Here is a 23,675-nt window from a genome sequence, read left to right on the forward strand (position 1 = left end):
CGCGACCCCGGGCGGCGCGGTGCCGTCCGGGGTCGTCGGGGGTGGTGCTGTGATCCGCGTCTCAGACCTTGAGGTACTTGCGCAGGGTGAAGAAGGCGGCGACGGCGGCCATCCCCATGCCGACCACCACCAGCAGCGGGATCACCGCCAGCACCGAGGAGAGCCCGATGAAGTGGATGAACTGCACCCGGTCGGCGAGCCAGCTGTGGACGAAGAAGTGCCCGCCGAGCAGCAGGCCGGAGGCCATCGCCGCGCCGAGCAGCGCGGCGAACGCGGCCTCCGCGATGAACGGCATCTGGACGTAGAAGTTCGAGGCGCCGACCAGGCGCATGATGCCGGTCTCGCGCCGCCTGCTGAAGGCCGACACCCGGACGGTGTTGACGATCAGCAGCAGGGCCACGAAGAGCATCAGCACCATGATCACGAAGGCGGCCGTCTGCAGGCCGTTGAGCAGCCCGAAGAGGTTCTCCAGGATCTTGCGCTGGTCCTCGACCGACTTCACGCCGGGCTTGCCGGCGAAGGCGCTCTGGATCACGTCGTACTTGGTGGGGTCGACCAGCTTCACCCGCCAGGACTGCGGGATGGCCTCCGGCCCGAGGACGGAGATGAGCGGGTTGTCCGGGTTCATCTCCTTCCAGTGCTTGTAGGCGTCGGCGGAGTTCTCGAACGCCGAGGTCTGCACCACCTGCATCTTGTCCAGCGCCGTCTTGACGTCGGCGATCTGCTGGTCGGTGGCGGCGCCGTTGACGCACTGCGGCGAGTGCGCGGCGTCGGCCTTGGTGCAGAAGTAGATGCTCACCTCGACCTTGTCGTACCAGTAACCCTTCATCGAGTTGACCTGGTCACGGACGAGGAGGCTGGCTCCGGCGAGGGCGAGCGAGAGCGCGACGCTGACGACGACGGCGATGGTCATCGTCAGGTTGCGGCGGAGACCGACGCCGATCTCCGACAGGACGAACTGGGCGCGCATGCGTTTCCAACTCCAGGGTCAAGGCTGGTCGGGCAACTTGGGCCGGCGGCCTACGGGATCAGTGCTGGTACCCGTAGACGCCGCGGGCCTGGTCGCGGACCAGCAGCCCCTTGTCGAGCTCGATGACGCGCTTGCGCATCTGGTCGACGATGGCCTGGTCGTGCGTGGCCATCAGCACCGTCGTACCGGTTCGGTTGATCCGGTCGAGCAGCTTCATAATGCCGACGGAGTTCTGCGGGTCGAGGTTTCCGGTCGGCTCGTCCGCGATCAGCAGCATCGGGCGGTTGACGAAGGCCCGGGCGATCGCCACGCGCTGCTGCTCGCCTCCGGAGAGCTCGCCGGGCATGCGGTCCTCCTTGCCGCCGAGGCCGACCAGGTCCAGCACCTCGGGCACCACCTTGTTGATGGCGCTCTTGGGCTTGCCGATCACCTCAAGGGCGAAGGCCACGTTCTGCGCGACCGTCTTGTTGGGGAGCAGGCGGAAGTCCTGGAAGACGGTGCCCAGCTGGCGGCGCATGTGCGGCACCTTCCAGTTGGACAGCTTGCCGAGGTCCTTGCCCAGGACGTGCACCTCGCCGGTGCTCGGCCGCTCCTCGCGCAGGCACAGGCGCAGGAAGGTGGACTTGCCCGAGCCGGAGGAGCCGACCAGGAAGACGAACTCGCCCTTCTCGATCTCTAGCGAGACGTCCGACAGGGCGGGACGGTTCTGCTTGGGATAGGTCTTGGAGACGTTGTCGAATCGGATCACGGCTGCATCACGGAGGCCATCCTAGGTGGAATGACGACCTGCTCTGCCGGGCCCCCGGATCCCGAACTGCGGGGCCGGAGGACGCGACCCTGCGGCGCCGTTCCTCGGTCGGTACCACCCCCGGCGTCCGGCCCGGGGCGGGCGGCGGGAGTGCGGTACGCCACTCCCTCGGCTTGGGACCATACGCGAAGCGCCCGCGGGCCCGCAGGGCAGCCCGGGACACAGCCGGAGAATTGGTGGAGAATGTCCGGCTATACCCCGAAAATTGCGAGCGATCTCACAGCCCGGGGGCCTTCCCGCCGGGAACCTGGCAGAGTGGAGGCAGCGGCCGCGGTTGGCCGCTACCCCGTACAGGGCACGATAAGGAACCAAAGCCCCGTCCGGCGCGTTGGCTGTAGCAGCGAGGAGGAGATCGCATGACCTGCGACCATCTGGTGTGCGCCAACTGCAACGGCCGCGTGAGCGACGGCCGCTGCCCGGTCTGCCGCGCCAACCGGGCCCGACTGCAGGAGCAGCAGGGGCCGCTGGCCGCGCTCTCCCCCGCGATGCTGCTCGCCCTGATCGCGGGCCTGCTCGCGGTGGCGTTCATCGCCCGGCAGGCCCTGGCCTGACCGGTCCCGGAGCGGATCGGCCCGAAGGACCGGGGCATCCGGCCCGAAAGGGCCGGGCGGAGCGGCCCGGGCGGGCAACCCGGCAGCGGACCTGACACCGTAACGACGGGAGGGCCCCGACGGCATCGCCGTCGGGGCCCTCCCGTCGTTACGCGGACCGGATCCGCGGCCGGACGACTACTCCGCCGTCTCCCGCTGCTTGCGCCAACGGATGCCGGCCTCGATGAAGCCGTCGATGTCCCCGTCCAGGACGGCCTGCGGGTTGCCGACCTCGAACTCGGTCCGGACGTCCTTGACCATCTGGTACGGGTGCAGCACGTACGAGCGCATCTGGTTGCCCCAGGAGCTGCCGCTGTCCTTGAGGGCGTCCATCGCGGCCCGCTCCTCCTTGCGGCGCAGCTCCAGCAGCTTGGCCTGGAGGACGTTCATCGCCGAGGCCTTGTTCTGGATCTGCGAGCGCTCGTTCTGGCAGGAGACCACGGTGCCGGTCGGCAGGTGGGTGATGCGCACCGCCGAGTCGGTGGTGTTGACGCCCTGGCCGCCGGGGCCGGACGCGCGGTACACGTCCACCCGCAGCTCGGTCTCGTCGATCTCCACGTGGTCGCTCGTCTCGACGACCGGCAGCACCTCGACGCCCGCGAAGGAGGTCTGGCGGCGGCCCTGGTTGTCGAACGGCGAGATGCGCACCAGGCGGTGGGTGCCCTGCTCGACCGAGAGGGTGCCGTAGGCGTACGGCGCCTTCACGGTGAAGGTCGCGGACTTGATGCCGGCCTCCTCCGCGTACGAGGTGTCGTAGACCTCGGTCGGGTAACCGTGCCGCTCGGCCCAGCGCAGGTACATCCGCATCAGCTGCTCGGCGAAGTCGGCGGCGTCCACGCCACCGGCCTCGGCCCGGATGTTGATCAGGGCCTCACGGGCGTCGTACTCGCCGGACAGGAGGGTGCGGACCTCCAGCTCCTCGACGGCCTTCTTGACCGAGGCGAGCTCCGCCTCGGCCTCGGCGCGGGTGTCCGCGTCGTTCTCGGCCTCGGCCAGCTCGAACAGCACCGCGAGGTCGTCGACCCGGCTGTGCAGGTTCCCCACCCGGCGCAGTTCGCCCTGGAGGAAGGAGAGCCGGCTGGTGATCTTCTGCGCGTTGGCCAGGTCGTCCCACAGGTTCGGGGCGGCTGCCTCCTCCTCCAGACGCGCGATGTCGGCCCGGATCTTCTCCAGGTCGAGGACGGCCTCGATGGACCCCATGGTCGTTTCGAGGGACTTGATTTCTTCGGAAGGATCGACGGCTGCCACGCCACCAGCCTAATGGTTAGCGGGGGGCGTTCGACGACACCGGGGGCTGCGGGCCTCCCGGCCGCACCCCGGCGTGCGTCCCGGCCCCCGAGCCCGGGGCCGCGCCGGGCCCCGCCGGGGGCTCGGCGGCGAAGGCCGTCCAGGCCGCCGCGGCGCCGGCCAGCAGCAGGACCACGGCCAGCAGCACGGCCAGCAGCCGGCGCCGGCGCACCAGCGCGCGGCGGCCCTTGCGGTGCCCGGCGGGGACGGCCGCGGTGCGCTGGGCCCGCGACTCGGCGGCGTACGAGGCGAGCTCCTGCGGGGACGGCCGGCGCAGGCTGGTGTGGGTGTCCCGGGTGGAGTCGGGGGACGGGCCGGGCACCAGCGGGACGGCCGGGCCGCGCCGGCGCTTGTGGGTGCCGGTGCCGGCGTCCACCTCGGCGTACACCGCCTCGGCGGGCGTCAGCGCCTCCTCGACCGGCGCACGGCCCTGGGCGGGCACCACGATGCCGGGCAGTCCGGCCAGCGCGGGCAGCTGCTCGCGGAGCCGGTCCGCCAGCTCGGCGGCACGCAGCCGGGAGGCGGGGGCCTTGGCCAGGCACTCGGCGATGATCCGCCACAGGCCGTCCGGCAGGCCGGGGACGGGCGGCACGCTCTCGGTCACGTGCCGGCGCAGCACCGCGCCGGTGTGCCCGCCACCGAACGGCGTGAAGCCGGCCAGCAGCTCGTACAGCACGGTCGCCAGGGCGTAGATGTCGACGGCGGCGCGCGGCTCCAGGCCCTCGATGATCTCCGGGGCCAGGTAGTCCGGGGTGCCGATGATCCGGGTCGCCCTGGTCCGGCGCGGGGCGTCGACCAGCCGGGCGATGCCGAAGTCGGTGAGCTTGGCGCGCGGGGCGCCGCCGGGGCCGGGCGGGGCCGCCAGGTCGAGCAGGACGTTCTCCGGCTTGACGTCCCGGTGGACGATCCCGGCGGCGTGGGCGGCGGCCAGGCCGTCGGCGACGTCGGCGATCACCGAGACGGCGGCCTGCGGCGGCAGCACGCCGTCGCGCTCCAGCCGGGAGCGCAGGTCGGTGCCCTGGACGAGTTCCATCACCAGGGCCAGGTCGTCGCCGTCCACGACCATGTCGCGCACGCCGACCACCCGGGGGTGGTCGAGGCCGGTGAGGGCGGCGCGTTCCTGGACGAAGCGGCCGACGAGCACCTGGTCGGAGGCCAGGTCCTCGCGCAGCAGCTTGACCGCCACCGGGCCGTCCGGGCCTTCGCCGAGCCAGACCGTCCCGGCCGAGCCCCGGCCGATCACCTGGTGGACGGTGTACCGGCTGCCGATCTTGCGTGCCAATGCTGCTCCGTGGGCGGCGGGAGCGCACGGAGGGACGCTGTGCGCTCGGTAGGTCGGTGCGTCAGCGACCAACCTACGCGTCCGGACCGCCGCCGGGGGACGCCGCGGGCGTTCCGGCAGGCGGTACTTGGCGGGAAATATCGTGAAGTGTCGACATGTCGGCAATGCCGGGCCGTGCCGGCTCCGGGCCGGACGGTCCACGAACCGCTCCTGTCGTGCTCCCGCGGCCGACCCGGGCCGCTCCTCCCGGCGCTCCTCCCGTCCGCCACCGGCAGGTGCCGGACGGGACCGGGCGGCGCCGGACGGGACCGGACGGCGGCCGCGGGCCCGGGCGGGCGGCCGCGGGCCCGGGCGCGCGCCCGGGTCAGCCGCCGAACGACTTCCAGGTGGTGGTGACCCAGTCGCTGGCGTCGCCGAACCAGGTCTGGACGTTCGCCCAGTACTCGGGCAGCGGGGTGAAGTTCCACAGCGCCGCCGCACCCAGGGCGAGCACCACCAGCACCATCAGGCAGCCCTTGAGACAGCCGAGGCCCGGGATGTACATCCGGTTGCGGCTGCGCCGGCGCGGCTCCCGCTCGGGCGCGGGCTCGCGGACCGGGGGCTCGCGGCGGGCCGGCGGCTGCTCCCGGCGCTGCGGGGCCGGCGGCTCGGACCGGCGCGGCACCGCGGGCGGGGCCGGCGGGTGCGCGCCCTGGCCGCCCTGCGGCGCGGCCTGGTAGCCGCCGCCCTGCGGCGCCGGGGACTGCTGCCGGCCGCCGTCCTGGCGGCCGTACCCCTGCGGCCGGCCCTGCTGGGGGCCCTGCGGCTGCTGGTACGGAGGCTGCTGGTACTGCTGCGGCTGCTGGTACTGCTGCTGACCGCCCTGCGGCGGGCGGCCCGGCTGGTACGCCTGGTACGGCGGGGGCGCCACCGGCGGACGCTGGGCGTAGCCGCCCTGCCGGCGCTCCTGCCCACCACCCTGGCCGCCGCCCTGCCGCGGGTCCTGCCGGTAGCCCTGCTGCTGCCCCTGACCGGGCGGGGGGCCGTACTGGCCGCCGGGGGGCTGCTGCCGGCCGGCCTGGTAGGGCTGCGGCGCCACCTGGGGCGCCTGCAGCTCCTCCGGGTCCAGGTAGCCGATCTCGGTCTGCTGGTTGCGGTCGCGGGCGGCGCGCAGCTGGGTCTGCCAGGGGTGCGGGCTCTCCGACCCCTGGCCGGGCGCGGGCGGCCCGGCCGGCGGGGCCGGGGGCTCCAGCGGCGGCATCATCCGGGTCCGGTCGGCCGACCCGTACCCGCCGGCGGGCGGCAGCACCTGGGTGGCCGCCGAACCGCCGTCACCGGCGGCGCCGAACGCCCCGGCCGGCAGCACCTGGGTGGCGTCGGCCGACCCGGCCGGCACCGGCGGCGGCAGGAACGGGGCAGCGGGGGCGCCCGGCAGGCCGGGCACCGTGACGTCCTCGCCGGCCACCGGGGCGGGCTGCGGGTCCGGCAGCAGCAGGGCGCCGACCGCGAGGGCCTCGTCCACCGCCGCCGGGGAGGCGTGCACGCCGATCCCGGCCGCGACCACCCGCAGCGCGCGGGCCAGCGAGGTGGCGCTCGGCCGCTGCGACGGGTCCTTGCGCAGGCAGCGCTCGATCACCGTCCAGAGCGGCTCGGGCATGGTCGAGGGGCGCTGCGGCTCCTGCGCGAGGTGCGCCTGCAGGATGGCCAGCGGGCCGTCGCCCTGGAACGGCGGACGGCCGGTGACCAGCTCGAACAGCATGATCCCGGCGCCGTAGACGTCCACCGCGGAGGTCTGCGGCCGGCCGCCGGCGGACTCGGGCGCGACGTACGCGGGGGTGCCGACGAACTCGTGGGTCCGGGTGATCCCCGGGGAGTCCGCGAGCCGGGCGATGCCGAAGTCGGTCAGCATCGGGTGCATCTGCTCGACGCCGTCGACCCGGACGGTGGCCAGCAGGACGTTGGCGGGCTTGAGGTCGCGGTGCACCACGCCGTCGGCGTGGCTGGCCGCCAGCGCGTCGGCGATCTGGGCCATCAGGAGCGCGCCGGCGATCGGGCTGAAGGGCCCGTTGCCGCGCAGGTAGTGGAACAGGTCCGGGCCCTCGACCAGGTCCATCACCAGGGCCAGCAGCTCGCCCTCCACCACCAGGTCGCGGACCCGGACGATGTTGGGGTGGCTGAGCCGCACCAGGACGGACCGCTCCCGCAGGAAGCGCATCACGACGTCCGGGTCGGCCGCCAGCTCCTCCCGGAGCACCTTGATCGCGACCAGCTGGCCCGGCTCGCTGCCGGGCACCACGGCGTCCTCGCGCACCCGGGCACGCCACACGGTTCCGGTGGCCCCCCGTCCGAGGGTCTCCTCAAGCAGATACTTGCTGCCGACTGGCCGCACCTGTCGCACTCCTCGCCGCGCCGCTCGCCGCGGGACGCTCCCCGCCGGTGCGGTGAGCCTGCCGGGCCCGTGTTCCGGCCACTCTAACGGTGTCCGATCGTGTTTCCGATGTGTCCGGACCGCCCGCCACGCGGGGCCTCGGGGACATCCCGTAGGGGCCGTCCCGCGGGGCCCGCCGACGGGCGCCTCCACCGGTGAGGACGCCCCCGGCGCCCCGGCGGTTGACCTGACTGCCCGTCGCCTCCACCATGGCGATGATCGCAAGATCGTCAAATCCGGTACCGTGCGCGGACTGTCGGTGATGGATGGCAGGATGAGCTGACCACTCTTGTGGCCCAAAGGCCGGCGCGGCCGCCCGTACCGACGGCGGCGGCGCCACCAGGCCCGGCCCGCCGCCCGGGCCGGGCACGACGGCACCGGGCAGGGGTCAGCACGACAGCACGCAGGCAGCAGACCTCCGGCGGCCCGCCGGGCGGACGGCGGCCCGCATTCGGCACCAGGCGTCAGTACCAGCAGAAGGGACCGCGGGCGAGATGCAGATCCGGCTGACCGTCCTCCGACCGCGCAGCGGCCCGGCAGTCGCCGGGTCCGCCATTCCCTCCGTGGACGTGCTGGTCACCGCCCCCGTCGGCACGGCGCTCGGCGCCGTCGCGGGCGCTCTCGCGGGCGCCGTGGGCGTACGCGGCCCGCGCGCCGCCACCCACGTGCATCTGTACGCCGGCGCGCGCCGGGTGGACGAGCACGCCCTGATCGGCCACCCCCCGCTGCTCGACGGCGCCGTCCTCAGCCTCGGCGAACCCGACCCGTCCGCCACCGACGACGACACCCCCGACCCGGCCGCCGCCGAGCTGCGGGTCACCGGCGGCCCGGACGCCGGCGGCGTCCACCGGCTGCACGGCCGCGAGATCACGGTGGGCCGCTCCAGCGAGGCCGACGTCCCGCTCGACGACCCGGACGTCTCCCGGCTGCACCTCGCCCTGCACCTGGAGAGCGACGGCACGGTCACCGTCCGCGACCTGGCCTCCACCAACGGCACCACCCTGGACGGCCGCTTCATCAGCCCGGAGGAGGCCGTCCCGCTCGGCGAGCCCGGCCTGCTGCGGCTCGGCGAGTCCACCCTGCAGGTCAGCGCCGCCGGGGCGGACGCCCCCGAGGGTGCCGGGCCACCCGCCCGGTCCGCGCTCCCGGACGGCCTCGGCCACCTCCAGCTCTCCGCGCCGCTCGCCGCCAAACCCGCGCAGCCGGCCCCCGAGCCGCCCGCGGCCCCCGAGGCGCCCGCCGCCGGCCGGGCCCGCGCCCTGCTCTCCCGCCGCCTCGGCCGCGGCTCCGCCCCCGCCGACGCCGGCCGCGACAGCGCGGCCCAGCAGCACAGCGCCGCCCGCACCCGGCAGGCCGCCAACCAGCGCGAACGCTGGCCCGACCTCGCCACCCTGCTGCTCAACGCGCTCGGCCCGGGCCCCCGGCTCTGGGAGCGCGGCCCCTCCCACCCCGACGCGCTCACGCTGCGCCTGGGCACCGGCGACCGGCCGGGCGGCCCCGGCACCGCGCCCGGCACCCTGCTGCCCGCCGTCCCCGTCACCCTCGACCTGCAGACGGCCGGCAGTCTCGGCCTGGCCGGCCCGCGCGCCCGCCTCGACGCACTCACCAGGGCCGTGGTCGCCCAGCTCGCCGCCCTGCACCCGCCGACCGGCCTCAGCCTGGTGGTGGTCGACTCCGACGCCGCCCGCCCGCCGCAGGACCGCGCCGACACCTGGGCCTGGGCCCTCTGGCTGCCGCACCTGCGCCCCCAGCACGGGCAGGACTGCCGGCTGCTGCTGGGCCTCGACGACGAGCAGGCCACCGCCCGCCTGACCGAGCTGACCACCCGGCTCTCCGCCCCCGACAGCGGCGCCGGACTGCCCGCCACCGTCGTCCTGGTCGACGGCGTGCCCGGCACCGAGCCCGCCCGGCAGGCCCTGGAGCTGCTGCTGCGGCAGGGCCCGGCGGTCGGTGTGTTCCCGGTCTGCCTGGCCGAGCGGCCCGAGCTGCTGCCCGCCGGCCTGGGCGCCACCGCGGTGATCACCGGCGAGGTCGGCACCCACCTGACCCTCGACCGGCCGGTGGCCGGCGGCCGCGAGAGCGTCCAGGACGTCTCGCTGGACGCCGTCTCCGACCCGTGGGCGGAGCGCCTCGCCCGGCTCCTGGCCCCGCTGCGCGAGGCCACCCCCGCCACCCGCGGCCCGCTCCCCGAGTCCCTGCGCCTGCTGGACCTGCTCCAGCTCGACAGCGTCACCCCCGCCAAGCTCTCCGCCCGCTGGCAGGCACTGCCCACCGGCATCGCCACCGCGACCGCGCTGATCGGCACCACCCGCGACGAGCTCTGCGCCGTCGACCTCGCCGACCCCGAACTGACCCTGCCCTCCCCCGACCCGGGCGGCCCGCACCTGCTCGCCGGCGGCGCCAAGGGCGCGGGCAAGACGGAGCTGCTGCGCTCCCTGATCGCCTCGCTGGCGGTCTCCGAACGCCCCGACCGGCTCACCGTGACGGTGATCGAGGGCCGCGCCCCGGCCGACGGCGACGACCAGTCCGGCCTGCGCGGCTGCACCGAGCTGCCGCACGTCACCGCCCATGTGAACGCGGCCGCCGACCCCCGGCAGGCGCTGCTGACCGCCGAGGCCCTGCTCGACGAGCTGACCCGGCGGGAGCAGCTCTTCGACGGGCTCGACTTCGCCTCCTGGCACGCCGCCCGCATCCTGGACGGACACGGCCTGGGCGCCCGCGCCCTGGACGCCGGCCCGGACGAGGACGGCGACCGGAGCACCCCCGTACCAGCCCTGAGCAGCGCCGCCCTGAGCTCGGCCGCCGTCGGCGCCGCCGGGGCGGCCTTCCCGGCCGGCGGCGAGCCCGGCGCCAAGGTCGGCCGCCCGCGCAGCGGCTCGGCCCGGCCCCCCGCCGGCGGGGCCGCCGAACCGCCCGCCCGGCTGATCGTCGCGGTCGACGACTACGACGCGCTGCTCGCCCCCACCTCCCCCGCCGGCCGCCCGCTGGCCCGGGCCTTCGCCGCCGTGGCCCGGCGCGGCGGCCCGCTCGGCATCCACCTGGTGGTCACCACCGGGCAGCCCGAGGAGACGGCGGGCACCGAGGTGGACGAGGCCGCCCTGCTGCGGATCGCCCTGCGCACCGAGTACCCGTCCGACTCCGACCTGCTGATCCACCTCGGCGACGCCGCCGCGCTCGACGAGGACACCCCCGGCCGGGGCTACCTGCGGCTGCCGGACGGCGGGGTGTCTGCCTTCCAGACCGCCCGGATCAGCGGCCGCATCCCCCGGACGGCCACCCTGCGGCCCACCGTGGTCGCGATAGACCCGGCGCAGCTCGGCGCCCCGCCGGCCCGCCGGCCCGTCCGGGAGCTGGGCAACGGCCCGACCGACCTGGCCCTGCTGGCCAGCGCGCTGCAACGGGCCGCCGGCCGCTGACCGCACCCGGCGGGGGCCGGCCGGGCGGCCCGCCGGACAGGGCCCGGCCGGACACGACGACGGGGCGGGCGCGGCCCCCCTCCGGCCGCGTCCGCCCCGCCCTCACCCGGTCAGCTCCGGCCCTGGTCCCCCGGCTTGCCGGGCACGTCCCCGGCCTTGTCGACGACGGCACGCACCTCCACCGAGCTCGGCGCCACCACGTCGCCCTTCCTGCCGAGCGGGCCGTCCTTCAGCAGCACCTGCCGCACCCCGAGCAGCTCGTAGCCGCCGGGGTCGACGATCCACTCGATCCGGCTGTCGCCCACCGCGAATCCGACCGCCACCCCGTGCCGGCCCGCCGCGTCCGCCGCGTCGGGGGTCAGCGTCACCCCCGGGATCCTCGCGGCGGCCTGGTACAGCGCCGCCCGGACGGCCGGCGGGGTGATCTGCTCCATCAGCAGCTCGCCGATCATCTTGAAGGCCAGGCTGTCGGCGTGCTCCGGGCTCTTCCCGGGCCCGTTCGCCGCGCGGATCTGCTGCAGCAGGGCGTCGGCGTCGGTGGGCAGCTTCTCCAGGAAGCGGTACGTCGGCGCGTCGAGGCTCGGGTGCGCGACCGGCGGCAGCTCCGTCCCGCCGTCCGGCCGGCCCGGCTTGCCGTCCTTGCCCGAGGCCGGGTGCCCCTGCTCCACCAGCAGCCCCGGCTTGCCGCCGTCCACCGAGAGCCAGATCTCCCGGGGGTGCAGCGGGCGCACGGTCGCCACCGAGCCGTCCGGGCCGCTGTACTCGACACCGGAGACCAAGGTCTTGACGTAGACGAACTGGCCGTCCTTCACCTGGTCGGCCGGCTTCTTCGCGGCGGCCTGGGCCGCCTGGCCGAGCAGCTCGACGGCGCTCGCCGGCACGGCGTTCAGGATCGGCGCCTTCGCGCCGCCGGACTGCCCCGCGCCGTCCGGCTGCGGCGCGGCCGACCGCGTCGTGCCAGCCTGCGCCGGCCCCGGGGTGGCGCCGTTGCCGCCGGTGCCCAGCACCAGCGCCAGCGCCAGCCCGCCGACCATCGCCGGCATCGCGATCCAGCCGAGCTTGCGGTAGCCGCGCGCGGCCCTGGCCGGACGCGCGGCCTCGGTGATCTCGTTCATCAGGTGTCCCCTCAACAGCTGGTGACGGTCCGCGGTGAGTTCCGGTCGCGCCGGGGCCGGCAGCAGGCTGCTCAGCTCCGCGCGCTCGTCGGTGTCGCGCTTGGCGTTCATCGGCTCTTCTCCCGCATCGACCGGGCCGCTTCCCTGCGGCCACCCTGTACCTGTCCGCTGCCGTCACCGGGTTCCGTCCCGATCCGGGCCCGGGCCAACTCCTCCTGCGCGAGCTTCCGCAGCCGGGTCCGCGCCCTCGAAAGCCGGGAGCGCACCGTCCCCACCGGAACCCCCAGCGCCTGCGCCGCCCCCGCGTAGTCGAGCCCGGCCCAGACGCAGAGGGTGAACACCTCCCGCTCCCCGCGCCGCAGCCTGGCCAGCGCCCGGTGCGCCGCCGCCAGTTCCGCGCTGTCGTCGAGCCGGCCCACCAGCTCGTCCGCGAAGTCGGGCACCACCTCCCGGGCCGGCATCCGGGCCAGCGCCGCCTGATGGCGCCGGGCCGCCCGCGCGGTGTTGCGCAGCACGTTCGCCGCGATCCCGAACAGCCACGGCCGTACGCTCTCCCCCTCCTCGCGCAGTTTCCCGCGCAGTCGCCAGGCCTCCAGGAAGGTCAGGGAGACGACGTCCTCGGCCGTCGCCCAGTCCCCCGACGCCCGCACCGCGTACCGGTACAGGTCCCGTGCCTGTTCGTCGAACAGTTCCCCCAGCGCGCTCTGGTCCCCGGCTCGCAGCCGGGACCGTAGTGACAGTTCCACACCCCTACCTGTCCGCCCCGGCGAGCGGGTTCCGTGTGATCCGGGCCACACCGACGGCCCCGGCGGGCGCCGCGGCGACGGCGGTTCCGGGCCGCCCCGCGATCGCCCGCCCCGGGACATGGTGGCGGATCCGGCCGGGGCGGACCGCGGCGGGAGGGGCCGGCCGGACGCGCACAACGGGTGAGGGCGGGACCGCAGTGCGGTCCCGCCCTCACCCGTCAGGCCCGTCGTCGGGCCTCACACCGTCCGCCTCAGCGCATCGAACCGGTGCGCAGCAGCGTGCGGATCACCCGCATCGCGACCGAGAGGCTGGACAGCTCGTAGTTGTCCGAACCCCTTATGTCGTCGAGGGTGCTCTTGGCGCGGTTGAGCAGGGTGGCGTTCAGCTCGGCCCAGGCGGTGTAGCGCTCCTCGGGGGTGGCGCCCTCGCCGCCGCAGGCCAGGATGTCGGCCGTGAGCGCCGCGTGGGCCGCGAAGAGGTCCTCGCGGATGGCCGCGCGGGCCATCGAGGACCAGCGGTCGACCCGCGGGAGCTCGATGATGCGGTCCAGCAGGTGGGTGATCTGCAGGCGGTCGGCGAGGTCGTAGTAGAGGTCGGCGACCTCGGCGACGTCCTTGCCGGAGCGGTCCGCGACCTCGGTGATGTCGAGGGTCGGGAAGGTCGAGGACAGGCCCGCGATCCGGGTGGCCAGGCCCTCCGGGACGCCGGCCTCGGCCAGCTCGTTGTAGACGTGCTCGAACCAGACGAGGTCCTCGCCGCGCAGCGGCTTGGGGAGCGAGCCCCAGACCTGGTTCACGCGGTCGTGGAAGAACTCGATGGTGCCGGCGATGTCCAGCGGCTGGCGGCGGTTGTTGAGCATCCACCGGGTGGCGCGCTCGACCAGGCGGCGCGAGTGCAGGCGCATCCGGGTCTGCGCCCGGGCGGAGACCTTGGTGTCCAGGCCCTCGATCTCGGCCCAGATCTCCTCCAGGCCGAAGACGGCGCGGGCCGCGGTGTGGGTCCGGGCGATCTCCTCGTACGTCGCGCCGGTCTCCTCGCGGAGGCGGAACGCGAAGGTGCAGCCGCCGCGGTTGATCGTGTCGTTGACGATCAGGGTGGTGATGATCTCCCGGCGCAGGGCGTGGGCGTCGATCGCCTCGCCGAAGCGGGCCCGCAGGGCGCTGGGGAAGTACTCCTGGAGGGCGGTGCGGAAGTACGGGTCGTCGGGCAGCTCGGTGGCGAGCAGCTCGTCGGCCAGGGTGATCTTGGTGTAGGCGAGCAGGACGGACAGCTCGGGCTGGGAGAGCCCGCGGCCGTTCTGCTGGCGCTCACGGATCTGGCGCTCGGCGGGCAGGAACTCCAGGGCCCGGTCGAGCTGCCCGTCGGCCTCCAGCCGGTTGATCATCCGGGAGTGGACGTTGACCATGCTGACGGCCTGCGCGACGGCGTTGGCCAGCACCACGTTCTGCGCGTAGTTGTTGCGCAGCACCAGGTGGCCGACCTCGTCGGTCATCTCGGCGAGCAGCTTGTTGCGCTGCTTGACCGTCATGTCGCCGTCGGCGACGACCTGGTTGAGCAGGATCTTGATGTTGACCTCGTGGTCCGAGGTGTCGACGCCGGCCGAGTTGTCGATGGCGTCGGTGTTGATCCAGCCGCCGGTGGCCTCGGGGCCGCCGCTCGCCGCGTACTCGATGCGGCCGAGCTGGGTGCAACCGAGGTTGCCGCCCTCGCCGACCACCCGGGCCCGCACGTCGCTGCCGTTGACCCGGATCGCGTCGTTGGCCTTGTCGCCGACCTCGGCGTTGGTCTCGGTGGAGGCCTTGACGTAGGTGCCGATGCCGCCGTTCCAGAACAGGTCGACGGGCGACTGCAGGATGGCCTTCATCAGCTCGGCCGGGGTGAGCCGGGCCTGCTCGATGCCGAGCACGGCCCGCACCTGGGAGCTGAGCTGGATGGACTTGGCGCTCCGCGGGAAGACGCCGCCGCCGGTGGAGATCAGCGACTTGTCGTAGTCGTCCCAGGAGCTGCGGGGCAGGTCGAAGAGCCGGCGGCGCTCGGCGTACGAGACGGCGGCGTCCGGGTTCGGGTCGAGGAAGATGTGCCGGTGGTCGAAGGCGGCGACCAGGCGGATGTGCTCGCTGAGCAGCATGCCGTTGCCGAACACGTCACCGGACATGTCGCCGATGCCGACGACGGTGAAGTCCTCGCTCTGGGTGTCGTGGCCCAGCTCGCGGAAGTTGCGCTTGACGGACTCCCAGGCGCCGCGGGCGGTGATGCCCATGCCCTTGTGGTCGTAGCCGGCCGAGCCGCCGGAGGCGAACGCGTCGCCCAGCCAGAAGCCGTAGGACTCGGCGACGCCGTTGGCGATGTCGGAGAAGGTCGCGGTGCCCTTGTCGGCGGCGACCACCAGGTAGGTGTCGTCCTCGTCGTGGCGGACCACGTCCTGCGGGTGGACGACCTCGCCGGCCTTCAGGTTGTCGGTGATGTCGAGCAGCGCCGAGATGAAGGTCTTGTACGAGGCGATGCCCTCGGCCAGCCAGGCGTCGCGGTCCACCGACGGGTCGGGCAGCTGCTTGGCGACGAAGCCGCCCTTGGCGCCGACCGGGACGATGACGGTGTTCTTCACCATCTGGGCCTTGACCAGGCCGAGGATCTCGGTGCGGAAGTCCTCGCGCCGGTCGGACCAGCGCAGCCCGCCGCGGGCTACCTTGCCGAAGCGCAGGTGCACGCCCTCGACCTGCGGGGAGTAGACCCAGATCTCGAACGCGGGGCGCGGGGCCGGCAGGTCCGGGATGGCCTTGGGATCGAACTTCATCGAGACGTAGCGGTGCCAGTCGCCGGTCTCGGAGGAGTGCTGGAAGAAGTTGGTCCGCAGGGTCGCCTGGATGAGGTGCAGGAAGGAGCGCAGGATGCGGTCCTCGTCCAGCGAGACGACCTCGTCGAGGGCGCCGGAGAGCTCCTCGACGATGCCCTCGGTCAGCTCCAGCGCGCCCAGCTGGTGGCTGGGGCTCAGGCGGGCCTCGAAGAGGTTGACCAGCAGGCGGGTGGTGTGGGCGTTGTTGCGGAGCGCGTCCTCCATGTAGTCCTGGGAGAACGTGCTGCCCGCCTGGCGCAGGTACTTGGCGTAGGCGCGCAGCATCATCGCCTGGCGCCAGGTCAGCCCGGCGGTCAGGACCAGGCCGTTGAAGCCGTCGTTCTCGGCCTGGCCGGTCCAGGTGGCCGCGAAGGCCTCCTGGACGCGCTCGCGGGCCTCGTCGGTCAGCTCGGTGCCCTCGCGCAGCCGCAGGCCGAAGTCGTACACCCAGGCGGTGCTGTGGTCCGAGCGGGTCAGCGCGTACGGGTGCTCGTCGAGCACCTCGACGCCGAGCCGCTGCAGGACGGGCAGGACCTCGGTCAGCGAGATCGGGCCGCCGACCCGGTAGATCTTGAAGCGGCGCTCGTCGTCGCCCGCGCCCACCGGCTGGTACAGGTTCAGGCGGAAGTCGCCCTCGCCGGCCAGCGACTCGATCTGCTTGAGGTCGGCGACGGCGGTGCGGGCGGTGAAGTCGGCGCGGTAGCCGTCGGGGAAGGCGTTGGCGTACCGGCGGGACAGGTCCGCGGCCCGCTCCTCGCCCAGCTCGACGTGCAGCTGGTCGTTGAAGCCGTCCATCCAGAACCGGGCGGCCTCGGCGAGCTTGCCCTCGATCCGCTCGACCTCGGCGTCCGACAGGTACGGCAGCTCGCTGCCGGGGGTGACCCGGACGACGAAGTGCAGGCGGGTCAGCACCGACTCGGTGGCGTACACCGTGTAGTCGATCGCGGCGCCGTTCAGCTCCTGCATCAGGATGTCCATCAGGCGCAGCCTGATGCGGGTGGTGTAGCGGTCACGCGGCAGGTAGACCAGCGCGGAGAAGTAGCGCCCGTACTCGTCCTGGCGCAGGAACAGCCGCAGCCGGCGGCGCTCCTGGAGGTAGAGCACGCTGGTGGCGATCTGGAGCAGTTCCTCGGCGGGGGTCTGGAAGATCTCGTCCCGGGGGAAGGTCTCCAGGATCTGCAGCAGGTCGCGGCCGTCGTGGCTGTCGCTGGAGAAGCCGGAGGCGTTCAGCACGTCCTGCACCTTGCGGCGCACCACCGGGATGCGGGAGACCGACTCGGTGTACGCGGCGGCGGAGAACAGGCCGAGGAAGCGGCGCTCGCCGATCACCTCGCCGTTGGCGTCGAAGCGCTTCACGCCGACGTAGTCGAGGTAGGCGGGGCGGTGCACGGTCGCCCGGCTGTTGGCCTTGGTGAGGACCAGCAGCTTCTTCTCGTGCGCCTTGGCGCGCACCGGCGCGGAGAGCCGGCCGAAGGCCTCGCTGACCGGGTGGTGGTCGGTGTCGTGGCTGAGCGGGTCGGAGCGCAGGATGCCGAGGCCGGTGCCGGCGACGGCGCGCAGCACCTCCTCGCCCTCGTGCTCGACCAGGTCGTACTCGCGGTAGCCGAGGAAGGTGAAGTGGTCGTCGGCGAGCCAGCGCATCAGCTCCCAGGCCTCGCCGACCTCCTGCTCGGGCAGGTGGGCCGGGGGCTGCTCGGCGAGTTCGTCGGCCAGTCGCAGCGCGGACTCGCGCATCTTCGACCAGTCCTCGACGACCTCGCGGACGTCACCGAGGACGCGGCGCAGGTCGGACTCGATGGCGCGGAGGTCCTCGCGGTCCGTCTCGCGGTCGATCTCGATGTGCATCCAGGACTCGACCACGGCGTCGGCGGGCCATTCGGCGCCGGCGGCCTGGCTGCGCGAGCAGGCGTCGATGTCCAGGATCTCCAGCAGCTTGCCGGTGATGTCACGGCGGACGACCAGCTGGGGGTGGATCACGATGTGGATCGCGCGGTCCTGGCGGGACAGCTCGTTGGTGACCGAGTCGACCAGGAAGGACATGTCGTCGGTGACGACCTCGACCACCGTGTGGCCGCAGGACCAGCCGTTCTCCTCGACGCTCGGGGTGTGCACCCGGACCTCGGCGGTCCCCTGGGGCCGCTTGAGCCCGAGGCGGTAGTGCGAGGCGGCGGCCCCGTACACGTCGACCGGGTCCCGGCTGATCAGGTCCTCGGGGGCGGTGTGGAGGTAGTAGTGGTGCAGGTACGCGGTCAGAGCACCGTTGCTCAGACCCTCCCCTGGCGCCGCTCCCCCCACCTGGCTGTTCTCAGCGGCTGCTGCTGCCTTGGTGAGCAGTTCGGCCTTGGCTGCGTCCAGCTTGGTCTGCATGGCTGTTTGGCTCCTGTCGCGCGCCGTTGCGTGACTCGGTGGTGTGTGGGTGTGCACCGCCGGGTCTTCCGCAATCCTGCCGCACCGTCCGGCCGAAAGGCTTCCATGGCACGCATGAAATGCCCTTGTAACGGGTAAGAGACGATGTTTTGGCCTGCGGAGCCAACCCGACGACGTCAGCCAGCCTAACGGGAGGAAACGAAGGTGTCAGGGGACAGGGAGGCACAAACCCGCAGGAAGATCGGTCCGTCCTGGACACCTTGTCCAAAGCCCGGGCGCCGCCGTGCTCCGGTACGGCCGGCCGTCACCGCGGGTTCGGCCGCCCGCCACCGGGCGCTCAGCCCATGTGCGGGTAGCGGTACCCGGCCGGCGGCACGAAGGTCTCCTTGATCGACCGGGCCGAGGTCCAGCGGAGCAGGTTCTGCGCCGCGCCGGCCTTGTCGTTGGTGCCGGACGCCCGGCCGCCGCCGAAGGGCTGCTGCCCGACCACCGCGCCGGTCGGCTTGTCGTTGATGTAGAAGTTGCCCGCCGCGAACCGCAGCTCCTCCACCGCCTGCGCGACGGCGTACCTGTCCCGCGCCATCACCGCGCCGGTCAGCCCGTACGGCGAGCCCGAGTCGACCCGGCGCAGCACGTCGTCCCAGCGGGCGTCCTCGTAGACGTGCACGGCGAGGATCGGCCCGAAGTACTCGGTCCGGAAGATCTCGTTGCGGTGGTCGCCGCAGACCAGCACCGTCGGCCGGACGAACCAGCCGATGGCGTCGTCGTACTGGCCGCCGGCCGCCAGTTCCACGGTCGGGTCCTGGACGGCCCGGTCGATGGCGGCCTGGTTCTTGCGGAACGCCCGCCGGTCGATCAGCGCCCCCATGAAGTTGCTGAAGTCGGAGACGTCGCCGACGGTGATCGCGTCCACCTCGGCCAGGAACTCGTCCTTGATCCTCTGCCAGAGGCTGCGCGGCAGGTAGGCCCGGGAGAGCGCCGAGCACTTCTGGCCCTGGTACTCGAAGGCGCCGCGGACCAGCGCCGTCCGCAGGCTGTCGGGGTCGGCGGAGCGGTGGGCGAGCAGGAAGTCCTTGCCGCCGGTCTCGCCGACGATCCGCGGGTAGCCGCGGTAACTGCCGATGTTGGCGCCGACGGTCTTCCACAGCGACTGGAAGGTGGCGGTGGAGCCGGTGAAGTGCAACCCGGCCAGGGCCGGGTTGGCCAGGGCCACCTGGGACAGCTGGAGGCCGTCGCCGGTCACCATGTTGATCACCCCGGGCGGCAGCCCGGCCTCCTCCAGCACCCGCATCAGGTAGTGGGCGGAGAGCGTCTGGGTGGGGGCCGGCTTCCACACCACGGTGTTGCCCATCAGCGCCGGCGCGGTCGGCAGGTTGCCGGCGATCGCGGTGAAGTTGAACGGCGTGACGGCGTAGACGAAGCCCTCCAGCGGCCGGTGGTCGGTGCGGTTCCACACCCCCGGTGAGGAGAGCGGCTGGTCGGCCAGGATCTGCCGGGCGAAGTGGACGTTGAAGCGCCAGAAGTCGACCAGCTCGCAGGAGGAGTCGATCTCGGCCTGCTGGGCGGTCTTGGACTGCCCGAGCATGGTGGCCGCCGCGAGCGTCTCGCGCCACGGACCGGCCAGCAGGTCGGCCGCGCGCAGGAACACCGCCGCCCGGTCGTCGAAGGAGAGCGAGCGCCAGGCCGGACCGGCCGCCAGCGCGGCGTCGACCGCCAGCTGGGAGTCCTCCCGGGTGGCGTTGCCGAGCACGCCGAGCTTGGCGGCGTGGTGGTGGGGCTGGACGACGTCGATCCGCTCGCCGCCGCCGAAGCGCTGCTCACCGGCGATGGTCATCGGCAGCGGGACGGTCTCGGCGGCCATCTCGTCGAGCTTGCGCTCCAGCCGGGCCCGCTCGGGGCTGCCGGGCGCGTAGCCGTGCACCGGTTCGTTGACCGGGGTCGGGACCTGGGTCACTGCGTCGATGGGCATGGTGGCTCCGCTCGCTCTGGTGCGCGCCGGGGGTGGCGTCAAACCAGATTGACCAGTTCCGCACCGTTCGGCCCGGTCTGACACGCCCTCGGACGCGTGGCACCGGACACGCCGTCAGGCGTGCGAGCGGCTGGCGACCGCCCCGCACCGGCCGGCCGCCGCGGCCCCCGGCTCAGGCCGCCAGCCGGCCGGCCAGCTCCACCGCCTCCGCCAGGCTGTCGACCACCGGCACCCCGACCGGCTCCAGCTTCTCGCGGGTGTGCGAGCCGCCGCTGTAGAGCACGGCGTGCGCCCCGACGCTCAGCGCGGCCAGCGCGTCGTCGGCGGCGTCCCCGATCAGCACCGTGCGCGCCGGGTCGACCCGCTCCCCCAGCGCGGCCAGGTGCCGCGACAGGTAGGTGGCCTTCTGACCGCCGGACGGACCGCTGCGCCCGTCGACCCGGACGAAGTGCCCGCTGATCCCGAACCGCTCGACCACCGGGACCAGCCGGTCGTGCTCGTACATCGACAGCAGCGACTGGCTGTGGCCGGACTCGCCCCAGGCGCTCAGCAGCCCGAGCGCGCCCTCGGTCAGCCCGCACGCCGGGCTGAGCTCGTGGTACCGGTCGTGGAACGCGTCGTCGAGCAGGATCCACTCGGCCTCGCTGGGCAGCCGGCCGAGCAGCCGCTGGTAGAACCGCGGGATCGGGATCTCGTACTGCTCCCGGTACTCCTGCAGGCTCAGCGGGGCGATGCCGAGGGTCGCGAAAGCGGCGTTGCTCGCTCCGAGCACCGCCTCCATGTCGTGGAAGAGCGTGCCGTTCCAGTCCCAGACGATATGAGTGCGCACCTCGGAACGGTAACCGGAGCACCCGGCGGACCGGAAGTGACGGGGGCGGGGCACCCGCGCCGGGCCGCCGCGGGTGCCCCGCCGGGGTCAGGCCAGCAGGGACGCGATCTCCTGGGTGGCGAACCAGAGCAGGTCGTGGTCCTCGGCGCCGTCCACGGTGAACTGGGCGTCCTGGTCGCCGGCGTCGGCGGCCGTGATCGCCGCCACCGCCGCCGCGACGTCCTCGACCACGTCCTGGTCGGCCACGTCGGCGTGCACGGCGGCGGCCTTCGCCAGCGGCACCGGGCCGGCCAGCACCACCTGGCCGAGCGAGGCCTGGTCCTGGTACTCGTCGCCGGCGAACGGCCGGACCGCCGAGTCCGGCACGTCCAGCGCCAGCACCACGCGCCGGCGCGGGGCCCCGGGGTCGGCGGCGAGCAGGCGCAGCGAGGACTGGGCGGCCCGGTTCAGTGCCGCGTACTCCAGCTCCTCCAGGTCGTCGCTGACGTACCACTCGCGCAGCGCGGGCGTCACGGCGTACGCCGCCGACTGCTCCAACGCGCCGCCCGGGTGCGCCGCCGCCAGGCCGTTCAAGGTGGTGGGCACGTACACGCGCATCGGGGCACTCTCCAGGTCTTCGTACAGCACGGCTCTCGGACGGCTGGGACGGAACGGCTAGACAGAGAATACGGCGCGGGTGATCGCCGCTACATCCCGTTCGTACCCGCCGTTCGCCACCGCCACCGCGCCCCGGGCGCCCGGGCGGGGCGCACGGGCCCGCGCGGGGGCCGCCCGCCGGGCGCCAGCGGCTCAGCGCACGCCGGCCAGCGCGACCCGGCTGGTGCGCAGCGCGGTCTCCAGCACCTCCCCGCGACGGGCCGGGTCCATCATGTTGGGCCCCATCACCGCCAGGTCCTCCAGGGTCGGCGCGAGCAACTGCACCCGGACCCCGGTGGCCCGCAGCAGCCGCGCCTCGCGCAGCATCTGCCGGGTCACCGAGCGCCGGTAGCGGCTCACCAGCTGGGCCAGCACGCCCCGGGGGCGGTCCCGCTCGCGCCACTCCCGCAGGGCGGCCAGGGTGCCCCGGCCGGGCTCGGCGCGGCCGCGCGGGTGCAGCCGCAGCGCCATCGGGGCGAGCACGTAGACCTCGTCCAGGCCGCGTCCGAGCATCAGGTCCGCGTTGGTCGCCGACCAGCAGCCACCGTCGACGTAGGGGCCGCCGGCCACCTCCACCGGGGCGAACCAGCCGGGGATCGCGCAGGAGGCCATCACCGCCTCGGCGTACTCGGCGGGGGGCGCGCCCTGGTCCCCGAAGACGACCCGGCGGCCGGTGCGGTAGTCCACCGCCACCACCCGCAGCGGCGTGGCCCGGGCCGGGCCGTCCAGGCCCGGCAGGGAGCGGATCAGGTCGCCGACCGGCGCCACCGAGCCGCGGCCGGTGGGCACCACCGCCGACACCATGGTCAGCCAGGGGTACTCGCGCGGGTGGCGGACGGCGTCCCGCAGCAGGCCGGGCGAGCCGATGCCGGGCCGGGGGCGCAGCGGTACGGCGCCGCCGGCCGCCGTGTCGTAGTCGAAGTCCACGCCGGCCAGCGGCCCGGTGGTGATCGGCAGCCCGCGCTGGTGGTCCCGCAGCTCCTCGGCACCCACGCCGCCGGCCAGCAGCGCGCCGAGGATCGCGCCGGCGGAGGTCCCGAGGATCACCTCGGCCTGCCCGGGCCCGCGGCCGGTAGCCTCCTGGACGGCGCAGAGCGCGCCGATCGTCCAGGCCGCCCCGAGCATGCCGCCGCCGCCGAGCACCAGGCCGCGCCGCACCCCGTCCCCGGCGGGCACCGCCGCCGTCCTGCCGTCGCTCGTCGAAGCCTGCGTCACCATCGGCCTGCCGCCCCTCGTCTCCAACGGGGACTCGCTGCGGGTCCCCGTCCCGATCCTGCGCATTACCGGTCAGTAGCATTCCCGCAACGCGCGATCGGCCGCACAGAATCAACAGGACGGACCGTCCCCCTTCGGGTTCACTCCCCGCCCGCCGGGGGCGTCAACCCGGCTACCGGGGGCCGTGGCCGGCCGCCCACGGGGCCGGGCCGCGTCACCCGGATAGGTGACACCGGCACGGGCCGGTCGGGCGGCCGCGCGGCCGCTCTCCCCCGCGCTCCGGACGCCGATACCAGGACTGCGGCCCACGGCGAACGGCCGCACCCCGCCTGCCGGGCCCCGCCCGGGCAGGCCCGCCCGTCCCGCCCGTCCTGCCCGTCCCGTCCGAACCGGGGGTACCGCGCATGATCGAGTCCTCAGCCTCCCCGCACAGCGCCGTCCGGCCGGCCCACCCGCTCCCACCCGCCGTCCGCACCCCACGCGTCCGGCCGCTCGCCCGGCAGCACGAGCCCCGCCGCCACGAGCCCCACCGCCACGAGCCCGGACGGCAGGAATCCCCCGGCCACGTCCCGCACGGCGCCGACCCGCAGGGCCGGTTCCGGGAGACCCCCGGCCAGGAGCACGCCCCACCCGGCCCCCGGCCGCGACCCGACCGGCACCGCGCCCCGCGGCACACGCCCGCCCAGCAGCACGCCACCGCCGCGCCCGACGGACCGGCCCCGCACCGCCCCGGTGCGCCGCGCCACCCCCGGCACCCCCGGGCGGCCTGCGCCCCGGCCGCCCACGGCACGCCGGGGCGCGGGAGCGGCACCGGCGCCGAGCGGGCCGTCCGGGCCGAGCTGGCCGCCCGCTTCGCCCTACGACTGGTCGAGGTGCTCACCGGCGTCCGGCCGGCCGGCCAGCTCCAGCGGCACACCACCCTGGACGGCTACGGCGGGCTCACCGCACTGGTCCGCTCCGGTCCGCTGCGCCCGCGCGGCACCGTGACCCGCCCCCGGCTGGGCCGGGTGCACGACAGCGCGCCCTCGGCGGAGGTCGTGGAGGCGTGCGTCCGGGTCGAGCTGGGCCCACGGCACCACATGGTGGCCTTCCGGCTGGAGCGGCACCGGCGCACCGGCCAGTGGCAGTGCGCCGCCGTCGAGGCCCGCTGAACACCCGCCCTCCGGGCCGGACACCTGGGCCCCGGGAACGACGCAGGGCGCCG

Annotated in this window: 15 protein-coding genes; 3 read left to right on the top strand and 12 right to left on the bottom strand. The window is 74.4% G+C overall.

Annotated elements, in window-relative coordinates:
* Positions 1-61 precede the first annotated feature (61 nt).
* Both ftsX and ftsE read right to left on the bottom strand, forming a co-directional pair.
* Complete coding sequence (gene ftsX, locus J2S46_RS15805) at positions 62-970, bottom strand: permease-like cell division protein FtsX (protein WP_191290117.1); 909 nt, start codon at positions 968-970, stop codon at positions 62-64.
* Between the two features lie 58 nt (positions 971-1,028).
* A complete protein-coding gene (gene ftsE / locus J2S46_RS15810) occupies positions 1,029-1,718 on the bottom strand; it encodes a cell division ATP-binding protein FtsE (protein ID WP_073923013.1) in 690 nt (229 codons plus the stop codon).
* A 416-nt stretch (positions 1,719-2,134) separates the two neighbouring features.
* Between ftsE and J2S46_RS15815 the strand changes: the two genes are divergently transcribed.
* A complete protein-coding gene (locus J2S46_RS15815; RefSeq protein ID WP_073923012.1) occupies positions 2,135-2,329 on the top strand; it encodes a hypothetical protein in 195 nt (64 codons plus the stop codon).
* A gap of 177 nt (positions 2,330-2,506) precedes the next feature.
* Here J2S46_RS15815 and prfB read toward each other — a convergent pair whose 3' ends face one another.
* From prfB to J2S46_RS15830, 3 genes are all read right to left on the bottom strand, one after another.
* Positions 2,507-3,616, bottom strand: a complete 1,110-nt coding sequence (gene prfB, locus J2S46_RS15820; RefSeq protein ID WP_191290118.1) for a peptide chain release factor 2 — start codon at positions 3,614-3,616, stop codon at positions 2,507-2,509.
* 16 nt (positions 3,617-3,632) lie between these two features.
* Positions 3,633-4,937 (bottom strand): serine/threonine-protein kinase, encoded by a 1,305-nt coding sequence (locus J2S46_RS15825; RefSeq protein ID WP_191290119.1) that lies wholly within the window; start codon positions 4,935-4,937, stop codon positions 3,633-3,635.
* 364 nt (positions 4,938-5,301) lie between these two features.
* Positions 5,302-7,305 (bottom strand): serine/threonine-protein kinase, encoded by a 2,004-nt coding sequence (locus tag J2S46_RS15830; RefSeq protein ID WP_191290120.1) that lies wholly within the window; start codon positions 7,303-7,305, stop codon positions 5,302-5,304.
* A 533-nt stretch (positions 7,306-7,838) separates the two neighbouring features.
* Between J2S46_RS15830 and J2S46_RS15835 the strand changes: the two genes are divergently transcribed.
* A complete protein-coding gene (locus J2S46_RS15835; RefSeq protein WP_191290121.1) occupies positions 7,839-10,760 on the top strand; it encodes an FHA domain-containing protein in 2,922 nt (973 codons plus the stop codon).
* Between the two features lie 110 nt (positions 10,761-10,870).
* On the opposite strand, the gene J2S46_RS15840 is transcribed toward J2S46_RS15835, so the two are convergent.
* From J2S46_RS15840 to J2S46_RS15870, 7 genes are all read right to left on the bottom strand, one after another.
* Positions 10,871-11,986, bottom strand: a complete 1,116-nt coding sequence (locus J2S46_RS15840) for a CU044_5270 family protein (protein WP_191290122.1) — start codon at positions 11,984-11,986, stop codon at positions 10,871-10,873.
* Entirely contained in the window at positions 11,983-12,621 is a 639-nt protein-coding gene (locus J2S46_RS15845) for an RNA polymerase sigma factor (protein ID WP_191290123.1), read from the bottom strand. Before J2S46_RS15845 ends, J2S46_RS15840 begins: the two co-directional genes overlap by 4 nt.
* 251 nt (positions 12,622-12,872) lie before the next feature.
* Positions 12,873-17,822 carry an NAD-glutamate dehydrogenase gene (locus tag J2S46_RS15850; protein ID WP_191290124.1) on the bottom strand — a complete coding sequence of 1,650 codons (4,950 nt, stop codon included), beginning with the start codon at positions 17,820-17,822 and terminating at the stop codon, positions 12,873-12,875.
* A gap of 337 nt (positions 17,823-18,159) precedes the next feature.
* A complete protein-coding gene (gene pruA, locus J2S46_RS15855) occupies positions 18,160-19,785 on the bottom strand; it encodes an L-glutamate gamma-semialdehyde dehydrogenase (protein WP_191290166.1) in 1,626 nt (541 codons plus the stop codon).
* A 178-nt stretch (positions 19,786-19,963) separates the two neighbouring features.
* On the bottom strand, positions 19,964-20,620 hold the full coding sequence (locus tag J2S46_RS15860) for an HAD family hydrolase (protein WP_191290125.1): 657 nt from the start codon (positions 20,618-20,620) through the stop codon (positions 19,964-19,966).
* Between the two features lie 87 nt (positions 20,621-20,707).
* Positions 20,708-21,217: a DUF6912 family protein gene (locus J2S46_RS15865; protein WP_191290126.1), complete on the bottom strand. Its 510-nt coding sequence runs from the start codon at positions 21,215-21,217 to the stop codon at positions 20,708-20,710.
* A 192-nt stretch (positions 21,218-21,409) separates the two neighbouring features.
* The gene (locus J2S46_RS15870; protein WP_191290127.1) at positions 21,410-22,474 is read right to left on the bottom strand and encodes a patatin-like phospholipase family protein; all 1,065 of its coding nucleotides are present in this window, start codon (positions 22,472-22,474) and stop codon (positions 21,410-21,412) included.
* Between the two features lie 401 nt (positions 22,475-22,875).
* Here J2S46_RS15870 and J2S46_RS15875 point away from each other — a divergent pair, with 401 nt between their 5' ends.
* A complete protein-coding gene (locus tag J2S46_RS15875; protein ID WP_191290128.1) occupies positions 22,876-23,622 on the top strand; it encodes an Rv3235 family protein in 747 nt (248 codons plus the stop codon).
* Positions 23,623-23,675 lie beyond the last annotated feature (53 nt).

Source organism: Kitasatospora herbaricolor (assembly GCF_030813695.1).
GTDB classification, from domain to species: Bacteria; Actinomycetota; Actinomycetes; order Streptomycetales; family Streptomycetaceae; genus Kitasatospora; species Kitasatospora herbaricolor.